Origin of the sequence: Rhodococcus sp. JG-3 (assembly GCF_000482405.1) — a bacterium.
Lineage (GTDB): Bacteria > Actinomycetota > Actinomycetes > Mycobacteriales > Mycobacteriaceae > Rhodococcoides > Rhodococcoides fascians.
Map to the genome: position 1 here is coordinate 1,777,091 of NZ_KI519398.1, position 17,135 is coordinate 1,794,225.

Genomic DNA, 17,135 nt, shown 5'->3' on the forward strand with positions numbered 1-17,135 from the left:
CCAGGTTCGTCGCAGCGTGGGTCCAGCTGCACACACGAGTGTTGCCTCATGACAACGAACTACCTCGCCCGAGCAGCAGGCCACCGGCCCGGCTCGAACGCAACGGCCACGCTCGAGGTGGTCATCCCGGTGTACAACGAAGAGGCGGATCTCGAGCAGTGCATTCGTCGACTGCACGAGCATCTCGAGGAAAGGATCCCGTTTCGGTCGCGGATCACCATCGCCGACAACGCAAGTACCGACGGCACCCTTGCGGTGGCGCATCGGCTCGCCGACGAGATCGACGGAGTTCGGGTTCATCACCTCGACGAGAAGGGACGCGGGCGGGCACTCAAAGCGGTGTGGCTCGCGTCCGACGCCGACGTCGTTGCCTACATGGATGTCGATCTGTCCACCGACCTCAACGCCCTCATGCCGCTCGTCGCCCCATTGCTGTCGGGTCACTCGGACCTCGCCATCGGCTCTCGGCTGAACCGGTCGTCCCGGGTCGTTCGCGGAGTGAAACGTGAATTGATCTCGCGCAGTTACAATCTCATCCTGCGCACCTCGCTGCGCGCCCGCTTCTCCGACGCTCAGTGCGGGTTCAAGGCGATGCGCACCGATGTTGCTCGACAACTGCTTCCACTCGTCGAAGACACCGGATGGTTCTTCGACACCGAACTGCTCGTCATCGCCGAGAAGGTCGGCCTACGGATTCACGAGGTGCCGGTCGATTGGGTCGACGACCCCGACAGCAGCGTCCACCTCCTCGATACCGCCGTCAAGGATCTGCAGGGATGCTGGCGCGTCGGTCGTGCCCTTGCGACCGGAATGCTCCCTGTCGCCGAACTGCGTCGAAGCCTGGGACGGGAGCCGCTCGTCGCCGGTGTACCGCACGGAATGATCGGCCAGCTGGTGCGATTCGGCATCATCGGTGTCGCGAGCACCGTGGCCTACGCACTGCTGTATCTTATACTGCATCCCATGATCGGGGCACAGGCCGCGAACTTCGCCGGACTGCTCATCACCGCGATACTGAACACAGCGGCCAACCGTGCCTTCACTTTCGGCGTCCGAGGGCCCGCGAGCGCGGGTAAGCACCAGCTGCAGGGTCTGGCGATCTTCGGCTTCGCGCTGCTGATGACCAGCGGCTCGCTCGCGGTACTGCACGCCTGGTCCCCGGACGTGTCGCGGCACATCGAACTGGCCGTTCTCGTCGTCGCCAATCTCGTTGCCACCGTGTGCCGATTCGTCGCACTGCGGTGGGTCTTCCGTAATCCGGAGCCCGATCTTTCGGTGTCCGATCCTTCGGGGGAGAACCGATGACCACGACGATCGAACGGCCGTCCGCGGCCGCGCCGACCGAGCCGGCGACCTCCCGGCGGTGGGAACTTCTCGGGTTGGTCACTCTGCTGATCGGCACCGGCGTGGCATACATCTGGGGACTCGGTGCCTCGGGTTGGGCCAACTCCTTCTATTCCGCAGCGATACAAGCAGGTTCGGTGTCGTGGAAGGCGTTCTTCTTCGGGTCCTCCGACGCGGCCAACTCCATCACCGTCGACAAGCCGCCGATGTCACTGTGGCTGATGTCGTTGTCGGTGCGGGTGTTCGGTCTGAACACCTGGGCGATGCTGGTGCCTCAGGCGCTCCTCGGAGTCGCCTCCGTTGCGCTGCTACGAGCCGTCGTCGTCCGCCGATTCGGTGCGGCCGCCGGGCTGCTCGCCGGACTGGTGCTGGCGCTGACACCCGTTGCCGCACTGATGTTTCGGTTCAACAATCCCGACGCGTTGCTGGTGCTGCTGATGATCGCCGCCGTCTGGTCCATGTTGCGAGGCGTCGAATCGGGAAAGACCAAGTGGCTGTTGATCACCGGTATGTTCGTCGGATTCGGCTTTCTCACCAAGCAGCTTCAGGTGATGCTCGTCGTACCGCCGCTGGCCTTGACGTATTTGATCGCTGGGCCGCCCAAACTTGGCACTCGAGTGCTGCAACTGTTCGCCGCGCTCGGAGCCATGATCGTCTCGGCCGGTTGGTGGTTGCTGATCGTCGAATTCTGGCCGGCATCCTCGCGGCCGTGGGTCGGTGGCTCGCAGAACAATTCGATTCTGGAACTGACTCTCGGCTACAACGGGTTGGGCCGACTCAGTGGCAACGAGACCGGCAGCGTCACCCCGGGCGGTGTCGGTGGCGGCGGCGGGTCGATGTGGGGCGAGACCGGCATCCTCCGCATGTTCGACGCCTCCCAGGGCGGCCAGATCGCCTGGCTCATCCCCGCCGCATTGGTGCTGCTGGTAACGGGACTGGTGTTGCGAGGCAAAGCCCCTCGCACCGATGCGCCACGCGCGTCGTTGATCGTGTGGGGCGCATGGCTGCTCGTCACCGGTCTGACGTTCAGTTTCATGGCCGGCATCTTCCACTCGTATTACACGGTCGCACTCTCGCCTGCCGTCGCTGCGCTCGTGGGTATCGGCAGTGTGATGCTGTGGCGCGAACGACAGCGGTTGTGGGTCCGGATCGCGATGGCGCTCGCGGTGGCGTCGACCGTCGCACTGGCGTGGGTGCTGCTCGGCCGTAGCGCGAGCTTCGTGCCGTGGCTGAAGTGGGCGATCCTGGTCGTCGGTGTGGTGGCGGTGGTGGCTCTGCTGATTCCGGCGCTCACTCGCGGCAGGCTCGCCGCGGTCGCGATTCTCGCGGTGATGTTTGCCGGACTGGCCGGGCCGACGGCGTACGCGGTGGACACGATCGGCACCCCGCACACCGGATCGATCGTGTCCGCCGGGCCGAACACCGGTATGCGCGGATTCGGCGGCATGGGTGAGGGCCGGCGCGGGCAGGGTGGTCTGCCGGGTGGAATGCAGCTGCCTCCCGGTGCACAGATGCCGGCCGGAATGCAGCCACCGGCGGGACTCCCGGGTCAGGCCGGCCAGCTGCCGGGCGGCGCCGAGATGGGCATGGGCGGCGGTATGGGTGGACTGCTCGAGGGCAGCACCCCGACCGCCGAGGTCACCGCGATGCTCGAACAGGACGCCGCCTCGTACACCTGGGTTGCGGCGGCCATCGGTGCCAACACCGCGGCGGGCTATCAACTGGCCACCGAGGATCCCGTCATGCCCGTCGGCGGTTTCAACGGAACCGACCCGTCGCCGACCCTCGCCGAGTTCCAGCAGTACGTGGCCGACGGCCGAATCCACTACTTCATCGGAGGCGGCGGTATGGGTGGCAGGGAGTCGGGTTCCTCGGCTGAAATCTCGGCATGGGTGACCGAGAACTTCACCGCGACCACCGTCGACAACGTCACGCTGTACGACCTGACGCAGTAACTTCGCCATCCCCGACGGGCCCCGCATCACGACAGGTGCGGGGCCCGACGGCGTCGAGCAGATAGTCTGATGCACTGTGCGCGTACTCGTCATAGGTTCCGGTGCTCGTGAGCACGCCCTTCTACTTGCGTTGAAGGCCGACCCGTCGGTCGACAAACTGTTCGTCGCTCCCGGCAATGCGGGCACGGCCACGCTCGCCGAACAGCACGCCGTCGACGTGGCATCCGGTGAGGCGGTGACAGCACTGGCCACGAAGCTCGAGGTGGATCTCGTCGTCATCGGGCCCGAGGTGCCCCTGGTTCTCGGAGTGGCCGATTCTCTGCGCGAGGCCGGCATCGCCACGTTCGGCCCGTCGGCCGACGCCGCACGCATCGAAGGATCCAAGGCGTTCGCCAAAGACGTCATGGCAAAGGCAGGCGTGCGAACCGCACACAGCGAAATAGTCGACTCGCCCGCACTGCTCGATGCCGCCCTCGACCGATTCGGCCCCGACTGGGTCGTCAAGGACGACGGACTCGCCGCAGGCAAAGGCGTCGTCGTCACCACCGACCGCCTCGTCGCTCGCGACCACGCCGCCGAACTCCTCGAAAACGGTCACCCGGTACTGCTCGAGTCGTTCCTCGACGGCCCCGAGGTGTCCCTGTTCTGCCTCGTCGACGGCGAGACCGTGGTGCCGCTGCTGCCCGCGCAGGACCACAAGCGCGTCGGCGACGGAGATACCGGCCCCAACACCGGTGGCATGGGCGCGTACACCCCACTCCCATGGTTGCCCGAAGGTGCCGTCGACGAGATTGTCCGTGATGTGGTGAAACCCGTTGCGGCCGAGCTGGTGAAGCGTGGTGTGCCGTTCTCGGGTCTGCTGTACGCCGGTCTCGCGATGGGTGCCGACGGCCCGGCCGTCGTCGAATTCAACTGTCGCTTCGGCGATCCCGAGACACAGGCGGTGCTGGCCTTGCTGGAGTCGCCGCTCGGCGAGGCGCTGAATGCGACGGCCACCGGCACGCTGGCATCACTGCCGCCTCTGCGCTGGAAGGACGGCGCGGCGGTCACCGTCGTCATCGCCGCCGAGAACTACCCCGGTCGCCCCCGCACCGGTGACGAGATCCTCGGCTCCGAGGGCGAAGGCGTCCTGCATGCCGGCACCGCTGTGAAGGACGGCGCGGTCGTCTCCGCGGGTGGACGCGTGCTGAGCGTCGTCGGCACAGGATTCGACCTCACCGCCGCCCGAGATGACGCCTACTCCCGGATCGCCGGAATCCGATTGCCGGGCAGCCACTTCCGCACCGACATCGGCCTCGCTGCCGTGGAGGGTCGCATCTCGCTGTAGGTGACCTCAGCGCCCACTATTCGTGCTGAAACACCTTTTCCCGATTTTGGGAGCGAATTGTGGGCGCTCAGGTCAGTGCCTTCCGGCGTCGACGCACCGTATCGATGATCTGGTCCACCACGTAAGCGAGGTTGCTCATCACCATCGCTGCCGAATAACGCAGAACCAACCAACCGTCGAGTTGCAGAGAGTTCTGCCGAACTCGATCGCTGGTGAACACCTTGGACTCTACGTGGAACTCACGGCCGTCTATCTCCACGATCACCCGTGACCTCCGGTCCATCAGGTCGGCAAAGTACCGGCCCACCTCGGCGTTGATTTCCAAGTGGTAGCCCCGCGCCGTGAGTGCGCGCGCCACTATTCGCTCCGGCTCGGACAAGGTGCGTGGACAACACACGCGTAGTTGTTTTCTCACCGCTGCAATCCCGGCCATCCCCGCAGACTCCTCACACTGCAGCGCAACCGCCCGCCAGCTGACCTTGTGCGTGAGTGCGGCGTCGAAGAATTGCTCCAGTGCAGTCGTGGGCAGCATGTTTGCAGCGTCGATGATGCACTGTTCGATCGTGACAACGGGAAGCAGATCGACGTAGCTGGACTCGATCAGGGTTCGGCGGTATTGGCGAACCCACGGCGGGCCTGCCCGTTTTGTAGAGCGAGCGATCGTGAGGTGAACCTGCTCCGGTTCGTGGTCGAGCAGGGTCCACCACCACGCAGCCGTCAGGTGACTGAGCACGGCTTTCGGTTGCCACAACGTGACCGCGGCGCACCGGTCGCGGAAATCGGGCTCGCCGGTGCAGTAGATGCCAGGCAGTATCCGCGTCAACTTTCCGGTCTTGGTGCGGTAGGTGATAGCTCCTCTGGTCATTCCCGAATCGAGTAGTTGTTGTTGCGTGTACACCGTCATTCGCACAGCCTTGCGTCGAAATAGTCGTCGCGGGAGAGAGATTCGCAAATTGTGGATAGCCTTGATTCCTGTGGATAGCTGACCTCAGGTCACACTTTGCGAGGGCTCCGACGGTATGCCGTGTGGTAGTGCGAATAGTGGGCGATGAGGTCAGTAGTGTCGATGGAATGCACAGTGAATCGCAGCGATCGAAGGTCGAGCCGTTCCACGTGATGGATGTGTTCGCCGCGGCAGCCGAGCGGGCGCGTACTCACGGTGATGTGCTGTCGCTTGCCGCAGGTCAGCCGTCGACCAGGGCACCCGAGCCGGTGTTGCGCGCCACCCGAGACGCTTTGGATTCGCATCTGCTCGGGTACACCGAAACGCTGGGTATTCTGCCGCTACGGCAAGCGATCGCGGAGTATCACAGCACGCGGTACGGCATCACCGTCGAGGCCGACGACGTGGTGATCACCACTGGGTCGTCGGGCGCATTCACGTTGCTGTTCCTCGCGGCGTTCGACGCGGGGGATACCGTCGTCATGGCCAGGCCCGGGTACCCGGCGTATCGAAACACGTTGGCGGCGTTGGGCTGTCGCGTCGTCGAACTGGATTGTGTGGAGGAGACACGGTTCCAGCCCACCGTCGCGATGCTCGACGAACTACCGGAGCCGCCTGCCGGGCTCATCGTCGCCAGTCCGGCCAATCCCACCGGCACGATCATCGACCCCGACGAGCTGGCCGCCATCGCACGCTGGTGCGACGAGCACGGAACGCTGTTGATCTCCGACGAGATCTATCACGGCATCTCCTACGGCGATGCGCACACGTCCAGCGCCTGGGAGACGTCGAAGGAATCCGTGGCCATCGGGTCTGTGTCCAAGTACTTCTCGATGACGGGGTGGCGCATGGGCTGGATGCTGCTACCGGCCCGATTGCGCAGGGCCGTCGAAAGATTGGCGTCGAACATGACGGTCTGCCCGCCGGCGATCTCGCAGGTGGCAGCCATTGCGGCGTTCACCGAAGAGTCGCGCCGCGAGCTGGATTCGCATGTCGAGCGGTACGCCGTCAACCGCAGGATCCTGCTCGACGGTTTGCCTGCGTTGGGTATCACCGATCTGGCTCCGGCCGACGGTGCCTTCTACGTCTACGCCGACATCGCGCATCTCACCGACGACTCTCGTAGTTGGTGCGCCCGCGTGCTGGCCGAGACCGGTGTCGCGTTGGCACCCGGCGTCGACTTCGACACCGTCCGCGGGAACCACACGGTGCGATTCTCGTTCGCGGGCACCACGTCCGACGTCGAAGAAGCGTTGGAGCGACTACGTCGCATGTGAATGGAAACTCGTAGCAGGCTACGAGGCAGGAGTGGAGCCTGCGGAACGACAGGAAAGCGCTGCGCTCACATGCGGCGCAGCCGCTCCAGTACCTCGTCGATGTCGGCGGCGGATACGTCGCGATGCGTCACGAAGCGCACCTTGCCGGCGACGGTGACGGCGGCGATGCCCAGATCGGCCAGCTCGGTCACCGTCCTAACAGGATCGGCGACGGCGGCGAGCACGATGTTCGTCTGGGGTTCTGCGACCTCCCAGCCCCGATCGCGAAGGCCGCGTGCCAGCGTCGAGGCATTTGCGTGATCCTCGGCGAGATCGCCGATTCGATCAAGGGCGACGAGCCCTGCCGCAGCCAGAACCCCGCCCTGACGCACGCCGCCGCCCAACATCTTTCGCACACGCCGGGCCTCGTGGATTCTCGCCGCATCGGAGACGAGCATCGAGCCGACGGGTGCGCCGAGCCCCTTGCTCAGGCATACCTGCACCGTGTCTGCGCCGGCGGTCAACGACGCGATCGGAACATCGAGTGCCACAGCGGCATTCCACAGTCGAGCCCCGTCGAGGTGAATTCTCAATCCCGAGTCACGTCCGGCAGCAACGAGTTCCGCCCACTCGTCCGGTCCTAGCACGGCACCGCCGGCGAAATTGTGTGTGTTCTCGAGTGAGAGCAATGTGGTCCGCAAGGCGAAGTACGGTCCGACGCCGCCGGCTGCCGTACGCACCGTCGACGCAAGGGGGCGTCCGGGGCCACCGTCGTGGGGAAGTGCCTCGGGCATTCCGCCCGCCAACCAGGCTGCGGTGCCGAGCTCGGAGCCCAGGACGTGCGCGTGCTCCGGGGCCAGGAATCGATCGCCGCGCTGCAGATGGAGCATCAGCGCGATGATGTTGCCCATCGAACCGGACGGCACCCACAGCGCCGCCTCGAAGCCGAGCAGATCCGCCACTCTCTCCTCGAGCGCCGCCATCGTCGGATCGTGATCGAGGACGTCGTCACCCACTTCGGCGTCGGCCATTGCTTGTCGCATGATCGAATCTGGTCGGGTGATGGTGTCGGAGCGAAGGTCGATAGGTCGATGAGCCACGAACACTGACAATTCCATAGCGCGAAAGCAGTCCGACGAACGGCTGCGAGCTGGCACGATGACTGGAATGTCCGCAGGTCCGACCGAGTCGCAGCACAAGGTGTCGGGTGCGACTCCGAAGGGAGTGCGCCGCCGCCACGCTCTGGCGTCGGCGGCTGCAGACCTGCTGGTCGAGGGTGGATTCGACGCGGTTCGGCACCGGTCGGTGGCCGCTCGCGCCGGACTGCCGTTGGCGTCGACCACCTACTATTTCGAGTCGCTCGGCGACTTGGTGGCCGCCGCGGTCGACGTCGTCGGGACCCGCGAGATCGACGTCATGCGCGGACGTATCGACGACGAGGGCAAGTGCTCGCAGAAGATGGAGTCGACGGTCGATCTCATCGTCGACCTGCTGATCGGGCCGCAGGGCGGTCATGAGCAACTGGTCGCCAGATACGAGCGGTTCATCGCGTCGGCTCGGCATCCGGAACTTCGTGAGGTGCAGCTGAGGCTGCGTGCCCAGATCGACGACCTGCTGACCGATGTGCTGCGTCGATCGGGGCGGACCGTGCAGGAAGAGCAGCTACGACGACTCGTGGCAGTGGTCGACGGTGCAGTGGTGGGCGCGCTCAGCGAGGTGGATCCCGATCCGCGCGAAATGGCGCGGAGCATGCTGTTGGCCGTCATCGACATCGTCGCACCGGCGGAACAGGTGTCGGCCGATTGACTCAGGCCCCCTCAGGCCGGCGTGTTCAACCCGAAGTCGTTCTCGCCCGAGTCTGCGTCTCGGATCGGCGGCACCTCGCACACACCGTCCTCGCAGACGGGGCCGCGGCCGTCGCCGACCATCTCCAAAGGGCCGCTCATGAGCCGGTGGCGGCCTTCTGCAGGACGTCAGCGAACACCGACGGTTCCTGTGCGCCCGACACGCCGAGGCGACCGTCGATCACGAAGAACGGCACACCACTGATTCCGTAGGCGATGGCCTGCTCCTTGTCCGCGCGCACGGCGGGCAGGTATTCCTCGGACTTCAGCGCCTCGACCACCTCGTCACGATCGAGGCCGATCTCCGCGGCCAGGTCGGCGAGGTCGTCGACGCGTCCGACGTGGCGGCCCTCCTCGAAGTAGGCCGCCAGCAGCCGTTCCTTCATCTCGACCTGCTTGCCCTTCGACTTGGCGAAGTGCAGGAGTTCGTGCGCCTTGACGGTGTTGGTGTGCTGCACGGCGTCGAAGTCGTACGCGAGCCCCTCGCCTGCGGCCAGCTCGGTCATCTGCCCCAACATCTGCGTGACCTGGGCGGCCGGCATGCCTTTGTGGGAGACGAGGAAGTCGACTTCGGTGCCGTCGAAGTCGACCGGTGTGTCGGGTGCCAGCTCGAACGAGTGGAACTCCACCTCGAGCGTCCCGCCATCGGCGATGAACTCCGCAGCACCTGCCTCGAAACGGCGCTTACCGACGAAGCACCACGGGCACGCGATGTCGGACCAGATGTCGACCTTCACTGTTCGGCTCACGGCGGCTGCAACATCGGAATGCGGTGCGGTTATTCCACGCTGCGGCGATGCTCGGTCCGACGGCCGAATTCGAGTCCGACCTCATCCGAGACCGACAACTGGGCCACGTAAGCTGGATGATCGTGAGCATCCCGAATGTCCTGGCCACCCGTTACGCAAGCCCCGAACTGGTGGAGCTGTGGTCTCCGGAATACAAGATCACGCTCGAACGGCAATTGTGGATTGCCGTGCTGCGCGCACAGTCCTCGCTCGGAGTCGACGTGCCCAACGCGGCCATCGCCGATTACGAAGCTGTCGCCGACCAGGTCGACTTGGCATCGATCGCCGAGCGGGAACGCGTCACCAGGCACGACGTGAAGGCTCGTATCGAGGAGTTCAACGCCCTCGCCGGTCACGAGCACATCCACAAGGGGCTCACCAGCCGCGACCTGACCGAGAACGTCGAGCAGCTGCAGATTCTGCGTTCGCTCGAACACGTCCACACGCACGGTGTCGCCGTGGCGAAGCGGTTGGCCGAACGCGCCGCCGAATACTCCTCCCTCGTCATGGCCGGCCGTAGCCACAACGTCGCCGCTCAGGCCACCACGCTGGGTAAGCGCTTCGCGTCGGCCGCCGACGAGCTGTTGCTCGCGCTGTCCCGGCTGCAGGAACTGATCGCGCGTTACCCACTGCGCGGAATCAAGGGCCCGATGGGCACCTCGCAGGACATGCTCGACCTGTTCGGCGGAGACTCGGCGAAGCTCGTCGCACTCGAACGCATCGTCGCCGATAATCTCGGCTTCCGGCACACGCTCACCAGCGTCGGCCAGGTGTATCCCCGCTCGCTCGATCACGAGGTCGTGTCCGCGCTGGTCCAGGTGGGTGCCGGGCCGTCGTCGTTCGCACACACCGTCCGCCTGATGGCGGGCCACGAGCTGGTCACCGAGGGCTTCCAGCCCGGCCAGGTCGGTTCCTCGGCGATGCCGCACAAGATGAACACGCGCTCGTGTGAACGCGTCAACGGCCTGCAGGTGGTGCTTCGCGGCTACGGATCGATGGCTGCCGAGCTCGCCGGAGCGCAGTGGAACGAGGGCGACGTCTTCTGTTCCGTCGTGCGTCGCGTCGCGCTACCCGACGCGTTCTTCGCCATCGACGGTCTCATCGAGACCTTCCTGACCGTGCTCGACGAGTTCGGCGCGTACCCCGCCGTCATCGCCAAGGAACTGGATCGCTACCTGCCGTTCCTCGCGACGACCAAGGTGCTGATGGCGGCCGTACGCGCAGGCGTCGGCCGCGAGACCGCGCACGAGGCGATCAAGGAACACGCCGTCGCCGTCGCGTTGGCCATGCGTGAGCAGGGACTCGAGCCCGACCTGCTGGATCGCCTGGCCGCCGACGGCCGCCTGCCGCTCGACCGCGCTGCACTCGATGCGGCGCTGGCCGACAAGACGGCCTTTGTCGGCGCTGCGGACGCTCAGGTCAGTGCGGTCGTCTCGGCCGTGGAGCGGCTGATCGCGAAGTTCCCGGCCGGTGCGGCCTACAGCCCGTCGCCGATTCTCTGAGTTCTCTGTTGTGAGTGGGAACTCGTAGTGGGCTACGAGTTTCCACTCACATCAGGACGTCGGGCAGGTCTGCGACGGAATCGATCACGTGATCGGGTTCCATCGCGAATTCGTCGGTGATGCGTCGATCCAGCACGTCCTGACGGAACTTTCCGGTGCGCACCAGAACACCGGTCATGCCGACGACCTGAGCGGCGAGGACGTCGTTGTCGAGGTCGTCGCCGACCATGACGACGTCGTCCGGGTCGACGCCCATCCGCTCGGACGCCGTGCGGAAGCCCAGGGGAGCGGGCTTGCCGATGGCTTTCGCGGCGTGTCCGGACGCTTGCTCCATCCCGGCGAGGTACATGCCGGTGTCGATGCGCAACCCGCCACCGGTACTCCACATCAACGATCGATGCATCGCGACGACGGGAATGCCGCGACACAGCCAGTCGTAGACGCGACTGAGCCGCTCGTGCGTGAACTCCGGGCCGGCACCGCCGACGACCACGACATCCGGATCCACGGACGACTCGTCGACGAATTCGATGCCCGGCATATCGGCCGCGATCTCGCCGTTGTTGATCATGACCACCCGAGCATCCGGGTAGTTCTCGCGTAGATGATCCGCGGTGAGCGACGCGGCGGTGACGATCTCGTCGGAATGGACGTCGAGTCCGACGTCGCGCAATGCCGCCGCTATCTGCTCGCGCGTCTTCGAGGTCGTGTTGGTCAGGAACGCGCGTGCAATGTTGTTGTTGTCCAGGTACTTCAGCGTCGCGGCTGCTCCGGGTACCGCCTGCCACGACGTGACGAGTACGCCGTCGATGTCGAAGAGAACCCCGCCGATGCTCATCGGCAAACAGTAGTCGGGTCGAGTGAGTCGCGCAGTTTCAGCAGTCGCGGTGTAGTTCGTGCAGTCTGCGCTCACGCCTAGGCTCGATGCCGTGAACCCCTACACGATTTTCTCCGAGATCATTGCCGGGACCGCCGAGGCGTCGCGCGTCCACGAGGACGACACCGCGATCGCGTTCATGGACATCAGGCCTCTCACCACCGGGCATGTGCTCGTGGTGCCCAAGCAGCAGTATCGGACGCTGGCCGAGTTGCCGCCCGAGATCGGTGCGCATCTGTTCGTCGTCGGGCAGAAGGTGGCTGCCGCTGTGCGAGCGAGTAATCCGCGTGTCGCCGGGGTGAACCTGTTCCTCGCCGACGGCACGGTGGCAGGTCAGGAGATCTTCCACGTCCATCTCCACGTCATCCCGCGCATGATCGGCGACGGATTCGGCCTGCGGGCTCGGCCGTCGTCGCCGCATCGATCCGAACTCGACCGACTGGCGGCGGAGATCGCGGCCGCGCTTACTCGGCAGTGACCTTCTGCGCCTTGGACAGTGCATCGGCGTAGACGTCGATGGTGTTGGTGTAGCGGCTGTAGCTCTTGTTGGCGCCGTAGTCCCACAGCACCATCTGTTGCTTCTCGACGGCGGAGATGGTGTCGAAGCCGGGGTAACGGCTCGGGATGTCGGCAAGCTTCACGTCGGATGCGTTGGCAACGTCGTGGTAGACGAACGCGACATCGGCATCGACACTCGACACGTTCTCCCAGGACACCTTCTTCCAGTAACCGTCGTCGGTGCCGTCGGGGGTGGACATCTTCAGGCCCCAGCTTTCGTAGTCGCTGAAGTCGGGATCCGCCGACGGATCGAGTACGTAGGCGACGTCGAGGGGCCAGACTCCGACTCCGGTGAGGTCCTGACGTTCGGACGCAACCTTCTTGAAGTTGGTGACAGCAGCGTCGTAGTCGGACTTGATGTCTGCCAGTTGTGGGGTGTCGAGGTCGACGCCGAGCGACGACGCCAACCCGGCGTAGTTCTCGATGGTCTTCGCGGTCGACGTCGTGTCCAAGGTGACCCCCAGGGTGGGAGCGATCCGATCGATCGTGTCGGCCTTGGACGAATCGGCCGTCGTGGTCAACTTGCCGAACTGGCCGAATCTCGGGTTGAACTCACCGATGACGAGATCCGGGTCCAGGCTGGCGGCTTTCTCGAAATCGAAGGTGCCCCAGGTCTCGCCGACCGATTCGATGCCCGTCAGATCGGAGCAACTCAGAATCGGGCTGGTGCCCATCGGCGTCGTCGACCAGATGGCGATCGGCTTGATTCCGTACGACATCAGCGCAGCGGCGGATTCCTCGTCGGCGATGATTCTGGTCGGTTGTGCATCGAGGGACACGGTCCGTCCGCGGCCGTCGGTGTACGTGAACGGTCCGGACGCTCGGTCGACCGAGTCGACGCGGTCGTTCGCACTGCACGCGGCGGGGTTCGCGTTCAGGTCGACGGCCTGGGTGCCGGCGTCGTCGCTGTCGGTGGTGCCGCTGCTGCACGCGGCAGCGGCGAGAAGCACGAGAACCGCGATGCCTCCGGTGAGGGCGCGGGGTGCGGAACCGAATCTGCTCGAAATCGATGTCACGTGTCTGCTTTCGTCGAGGCCGAGATGGCCGATGTCGAGTGGAGCGCCGTTCTTCCTGGTGTCGAGGTAGGGGCCGAGGGCACCCTCCTCGCGGTGGCCCACAGATGCTAGCCTCCTCAGGGTCGACTAAGCGAGGGTAGCCTTTCCTTATGGACGGGCTCTGGATATCGCCTGGTCGCGCGCATACGCAACACAGTCGATCGAAGGGGACTCACCGGATGGATCAGCGGGGAATCGGACGGGACGAACTGCGGGCGGTGGTTGCAGAACTGATCGGTGCGGAACCCGGGGCTGTGTCGATGGACGCGGATCTGTTCGAGCTCGGTCTCGAATCGATCGTTCTGATGCGGTTGGTCGGGAGATTCCGCAAGCAGGGGTCGACGGTGACGTTTGCCGAGCTCGCTGCGCAGCCGAACATTTCTGCCTGGTCCGAACTGATCGGTGGTTCGGCCGAATCGAGTTCCCGAAACCCGGAGCGACAATCGACGCTGGTCGAACCGGACACGTCGGAGTTCGATCTCGCACTGTTGCAGCACGCCTACTGGATCGGGCGCAGTGCCGAGCAGCGGTTCGGCGGGGTCGCACCGCATCTCTACACCGAATTCGACGGCGAGGCAGTGGATCCCGATCGACTCCGTGCGGCGCTCGATGCCGTCGCACAACGGCACGAGATGTTGCGGGCCCGAATTTCGGACAACGGACAGCAGCGCATCGAACCGACCTCGGGGTGGCGCGGGTTGACGGTCCACGACCTACGATCCGAGTCCGACCCGACCGACCGCCTCGAAGAAACGCGGCTCCGTCTGACCCACCAGATGCTCGATATCGAAGCGGGCGAGATGTTCTCGGCCGATCTGTCGCTCCTGCCGAACGGTCGCACGCGTCTGCACCTGGACATCGACATGATCGCCGGCGACGCAGTGAGTTTCCGTATTCTGGTTGCAGACCTGGCGCGGGCCTACGACGGCGATCCCCTCCGGGCAATCGAGTACAGCTATTCGCGGTACCTCGCCGATCGCCCGATCGATCGACGCAGCGCCCGTGCTCAGGCCGAACGCTACTGGTCCGAGCGCGTCGACTCACTGCCCGGTGCGCCGACTCTTCCGTTGCTGGAACATGATTCGGGCGCTCCGGTAGCGTTGCGTCGGGCATTTCATCTCGACTCCGCGGCATACGGCGATCTCCAGACGCACGCCAGAGCCCACGGAGTCACCCCGGCGGTGGCAGTGGCCACGGCGTTCGCCGAGGTGATCGGTGCCTGGTCTCGTGAACAACGGTTTCTGCTCAACGTGCCCATGTTCGATCGCGCTCCGACGCATCCCGACGTCGAGAATCTCATCGGTGACTTCTCGTCGTCGGTCATGCTGGAAGTCGATCTGAGCGAGCCGCTCTCGTTCGTCGAACGTTCCCGTCGGATCCGGTCCCGACTGCACGAAGACGCCTCGCACGCCGACTATTCCGGAGTCGAGGTGCTACGCGACCTCGGCCGCCGTCGAGGAGAGCCGGTGCTGGCTCCCGTCGTCTTCACGAGCGCGCTCGGTTTGGGCGAGTTGTTCGACGCTCGCGCGCGGCAGGTCTTCGGTGATCCGGTGTGGATCATGTCGCAGGGGCCGCAGGTGGTTCTCGACGCGCAGATCACCGAACTCGACGGTGGCGTGTTGGTCAACTGGGACATACGCGAGAACGAGTTCCTCCCAGGAGTTCCCGACGCGATGTTCGACGCGTTCGAGACGCTGGTTCGCGCACTCGTGGTCGACGGTGACTCCGTGTGGGCGGAGCCTGTGGGTCAGCTGGTTCCACCGCGTCAGCTGATGTCGCGAACTCCGGCAGCCGATGTACCCCGAACGGACGCATCGCAGTCGGCCGGGAACGAGACTCTGCACCGCGCCTTCTTCGATCGCGCGTCGCAGCATCCCGACGCGCTGGCGCTCGAGTGGGGCGAGAACGAGTCGATGACGTACGGAGACCTACGAGATCGTGCTCTGAAAGTAGCTGCTGCGCTGACCGATCGCGGCGTGGGGGTGGGCGACACGGTGGGGGTTACGCTGCCGAAGGGGCCCGATCAAGTGGTCGCAGTTCTCGGTGTGCTCGCCGCGGGCGGGGTGTACGTACCGATCGGCGTCGACCAACCGTCGAGCCGTGCTGCGCTGATCGCCCGAAAAGCGGGGTTCACGGTGACGATCGGCGGGTCGGGCGACGACGGTCTCGCGGTGTCCCACGCGATCCTGAGTGAGCCTCGGCCCGCCCCGCACCTCGGCCCCGACACCGCGCCCGCGTACATGATCTTCACCTCCGGCTCCACGGGTGAACCGAAAGGTGTTGTGGTCTCGCATCGAGCCGCGATGAACACGATCATGGATCTGGTCGAACTTTTCGACCTGAACGAGGGCTACCGTCCATTGTGCCTGTCCGAGTTGGACTTCGACCTGTGCACGTTCGACCTGTTCTCGGTGTTCGCGGCCGGCGGTACGGCCGTGCTCATCGAGGAACACGAGCGCAAGGATCCGCAGCGCTGGGCCGCGCTGATTCGTGCGCATCGCGTCACGGTGATCAGCTGCGTGCCCCCGCTGCTGGACATGATCCTGTCCACCGGTGACGATGTGGGCGGTTCGCTCGAGGTCGTCATGCTCGGCGGCGACAAGGTGAGTATCGACCTTTACCGGCGGCTGACGGCGGCGGTTCCCGGATGTCGGTTCGCCGGACTCGGTGGCGCTACGGAAACCGCGATCCACAACAGCATCTGTGAGGTCGTGGACGTCGATCCGAACTGGCGCACGGTCCCGTTCGGGGTGCCGCTCGCGTCGATGGCGCTTCGGGTGGTCGATGCGCGTGGGAACCAGGTGCCGGACTGGGTGCCCGGTGAGTTGTGGGTCGCGGGCGTCGGTCTCGCCGACGGCTATCTGGGCGATCCCGAGCGTACGAACGAGCGCTTCGTCGAGGCCGACCGCTACCGCTGGTACCGCACCGGAGACCTGGTTCGGTACTGCCCCGGCTCGATGGTCGAGACCCGCTCCATGGTCGAATTCGTGGGCCGTGTGGACAACCAGATCAAGATCAACGGATTTCGGATCGAACTCGGAGAGATCGAAGCGGCACTCACCGCGGATCACGAGGTGGCCAGTGCCGCAGCCGTTGTCGACCGCACCGCAGCTCCGATCCTGCTGGCCGCCGTGGTGCCGACCGATCGAGACGCGGATCCCCGTGAGACGGTAGCGGCCGTGAGGGCCAGGGCCGCCGAGCGTCTCCCAGCGCACATGGTGCCGGAGCAGATCGTGACGGTCTCCGCGCTGCCGCTGACCGTCAACGGCAAGATCGACTCCGCTGCCGTCGTCCGGCTGTGTCGCGCAGCGGGAGAAAGCGAACGGGTCGATGCCCGGATTGCGCCCAGAACTCACCTCGAAAGCGCCCTCGCCCTGATCTGGCAGAAGGTACTCGGCGTCGACGGCATCGGTGTGACGGACACGCTCTTCGCGCTCGGCGGCGATTCCGTCCTGGCGACGACCATCGTCGCCCGCATTCGCGAGTCCTTCGACATCACGTCGGTCACCGTGCGCATGATGTTCGCGGCACCCACCGTGGCCGGGCTCGCGGACCGGATGATCGGCGCAGAAGGTGACGCAGAATTCCTCGAGGCCACCGCCGAGATCTTCCTGTCGGTCGAAGCGATGTCGGAGGACGAACTGTCGGCCGCGCTCGAACACCATTCCTGACCCGCTTCGCATTCC

General features: G+C 65.3%; 14 protein-coding genes. 8 read left to right on the forward strand and 6 right to left on the reverse strand.

The annotated features are described in order from the left end of the window. Positions 1–48 precede the first annotated feature (48 nt). From K414_RS0109870 to purD, 3 genes are all read left to right on the forward strand, one after another. Entirely contained in the window at positions 49–1,305 is a 1,257-nt protein-coding gene (locus tag K414_RS0109870; protein WP_027495799.1) for a bifunctional glycosyltransferase family 2/GtrA family protein, read from the forward strand. Continuing rightward, positions 1,302–3,299: a glycosyltransferase family 39 protein gene (locus tag K414_RS0109875; protein ID WP_027495800.1), complete on the forward strand. Its 1,998-nt coding sequence runs from the start codon at positions 1,302–1,304 to the stop codon at positions 3,297–3,299. Before K414_RS0109870 ends, K414_RS0109875 begins: the two co-directional genes overlap by 4 nt. Before the next feature lie 76 nt (positions 3,300–3,375). Further along, positions 3,376–4,626, forward strand: coding sequence for a phosphoribosylamine--glycine ligase (gene purD, locus K414_RS0109880; RefSeq protein WP_027495801.1), 1,251 nt, complete (start codon positions 3,376–3,378; stop codon positions 4,624–4,626). A 67-nt stretch (positions 4,627–4,693) separates the two neighbouring features. Here purD and K414_RS0109885 read toward each other — a convergent pair whose 3' ends face one another. Next, entirely contained in the window at positions 4,694–5,491 is a 798-nt protein-coding gene (locus K414_RS0109885; protein WP_237606163.1) for a DUF559 domain-containing protein, read from the reverse strand. 206 nt (positions 5,492–5,697) lie between these two features. Between K414_RS0109885 and K414_RS0109890 the strand changes: the two genes are divergently transcribed. After that, positions 5,698–6,846, forward strand: a complete 1,149-nt coding sequence (locus K414_RS0109890) for a pyridoxal phosphate-dependent aminotransferase (RefSeq protein WP_027495803.1) — start codon at positions 5,698–5,700, stop codon at positions 6,844–6,846. A 65-nt stretch (positions 6,847–6,911) separates the two neighbouring features. On the opposite strand, the gene K414_RS0109895 is transcribed toward K414_RS0109890, so the two are convergent. Next, a complete protein-coding gene (locus tag K414_RS0109895) occupies positions 6,912–7,943 on the reverse strand; it encodes a GntG family PLP-dependent aldolase (protein ID WP_027495804.1) in 1,032 nt (343 codons plus the stop codon). Positions 7,944–7,983: 40 nt separating this feature from the next. On the opposite strand from K414_RS0109895, the gene K414_RS0109900 reads away from it, so the two are divergent. Next, the gene (locus tag K414_RS0109900; protein WP_032367536.1) at positions 7,984–8,631 is read left to right on the forward strand and encodes a TetR family transcriptional regulator C-terminal domain-containing protein; all 648 of its coding nucleotides are present in this window, start codon (positions 7,984–7,986) and stop codon (positions 8,629–8,631) included. Between the two features lie 11 nt (positions 8,632–8,642). Here the strand turns inward: K414_RS0109900 and K414_RS29760 are convergent, their stop codons facing one another. Both K414_RS29760 and K414_RS0109910 read right to left on the reverse strand, forming a co-directional pair. Further along, on the reverse strand, positions 8,643–8,771 hold the full coding sequence (locus tag K414_RS29760) for a hypothetical protein (protein ID WP_257886327.1): 129 nt from the start codon (positions 8,769–8,771) through the stop codon (positions 8,643–8,645). After that, entirely contained in the window at positions 8,768–9,418 is a 651-nt protein-coding gene (locus tag K414_RS0109910; RefSeq protein WP_027495806.1) for a DsbA family oxidoreductase, read from the reverse strand. Before K414_RS0109910 ends, K414_RS29760 begins: the two co-directional genes overlap by 4 nt. A gap of 116 nt (positions 9,419–9,534) precedes the next feature. On the opposite strand from K414_RS0109910, the gene purB reads away from it, so the two are divergent. Next, positions 9,535–10,959, forward strand: a complete 1,425-nt coding sequence (purB, locus tag K414_RS0109915; protein ID WP_037219993.1) for an adenylosuccinate lyase — start codon at positions 9,535–9,537, stop codon at positions 10,957–10,959. Between the two features lie 46 nt (positions 10,960–11,005). On the opposite strand, the gene K414_RS0109920 is transcribed toward purB, so the two are convergent. Continuing rightward, positions 11,006–11,797 carry an HAD-IIA family hydrolase gene (locus K414_RS0109920; RefSeq protein WP_027495808.1) on the reverse strand — a complete coding sequence of 264 codons (792 nt, stop codon included), beginning with the start codon at positions 11,795–11,797 and terminating at the stop codon, positions 11,006–11,008. 91 nt (positions 11,798–11,888) lie between these two features. On the opposite strand from K414_RS0109920, the gene K414_RS0109925 reads away from it, so the two are divergent. Beyond that, on the forward strand, positions 11,889–12,314 hold the full coding sequence (locus K414_RS0109925; RefSeq protein WP_027495809.1) for an HIT domain-containing protein: 426 nt from the start codon (positions 11,889–11,891) through the stop codon (positions 12,312–12,314). Here the strand turns inward: K414_RS0109925 and K414_RS0109930 are convergent. Next, positions 12,301–13,512 (reverse strand): ABC transporter substrate-binding protein, encoded by a 1,212-nt coding sequence (locus K414_RS0109930; protein ID WP_027495810.1) that lies wholly within the window; start codon positions 13,510–13,512, stop codon positions 12,301–12,303. The two genes, K414_RS0109925 and K414_RS0109930, sit on opposite strands and share 14 nt — an antisense overlap. A gap of 116 nt (positions 13,513–13,628) precedes the next feature. Here K414_RS0109930 and K414_RS0109935 point away from each other — a divergent pair, with 116 nt between their 5' ends. Further along, on the forward strand, positions 13,629–17,120 hold the full coding sequence (locus tag K414_RS0109935; RefSeq protein WP_027495811.1) for a non-ribosomal peptide synthetase: 3,492 nt from the start codon (positions 13,629–13,631) through the stop codon (positions 17,118–17,120). Positions 17,121–17,135: the final 15 nt, after the last annotated feature.

Coding starts and splice junctions, on each gene's coding strand:
- K414_RS0109870 (WP_027495799.1), top strand. CDS start 49: ATGACAACGAACTACCTCGCCCGAGCAGCAGGCCACCGGCCCGGCTCG.
- K414_RS0109875 (WP_027495800.1), top strand. CDS start 1,302: ATGACCACGACGATCGAACGGCCGTCCGCGGCCGCGCCGACCGAGCCG.
- K414_RS0109885 (WP_237606163.1), bottom strand. CDS start 5,491: ATGACCAGAGGAGCTATCACCTACCGCACCAAGACCGGAAAGTTGACG.
- K414_RS0109890 (WP_027495803.1), top strand. CDS start 5,698: ATGCACAGTGAATCGCAGCGATCGAAGGTCGAGCCGTTCCACGTGATG.
- K414_RS0109895 (WP_027495804.1), bottom strand. CDS start 7,943: ATGGAATTGTCAGTGTTCGTGGCTCATCGACCTATCGACCTTCGCTCC.
- K414_RS0109900 (WP_032367536.1), top strand. CDS start 7,984: ATGACTGGAATGTCCGCAGGTCCGACCGAGTCGCAGCACAAGGTGTCG.
- K414_RS29760 (WP_257886327.1), bottom strand. CDS start 8,771: ATGAGCGGCCCTTTGGAGATGGTCGGCGACGGCCGCGGCCCCGTCTGC.
- purB (WP_037219993.1), top strand. CDS start 9,535: ATGATCGTGAGCATCCCGAATGTCCTGGCCACCCGTTACGCAAGCCCC.
- K414_RS0109920 (WP_027495808.1), bottom strand. CDS start 11,797: ATGAGCATCGGCGGGGTTCTCTTCGACATCGACGGCGTACTCGTCACG.
- K414_RS0109935 (WP_027495811.1), top strand. CDS start 13,629: ATGGATCAGCGGGGAATCGGACGGGACGAACTGCGGGCGGTGGTTGCA.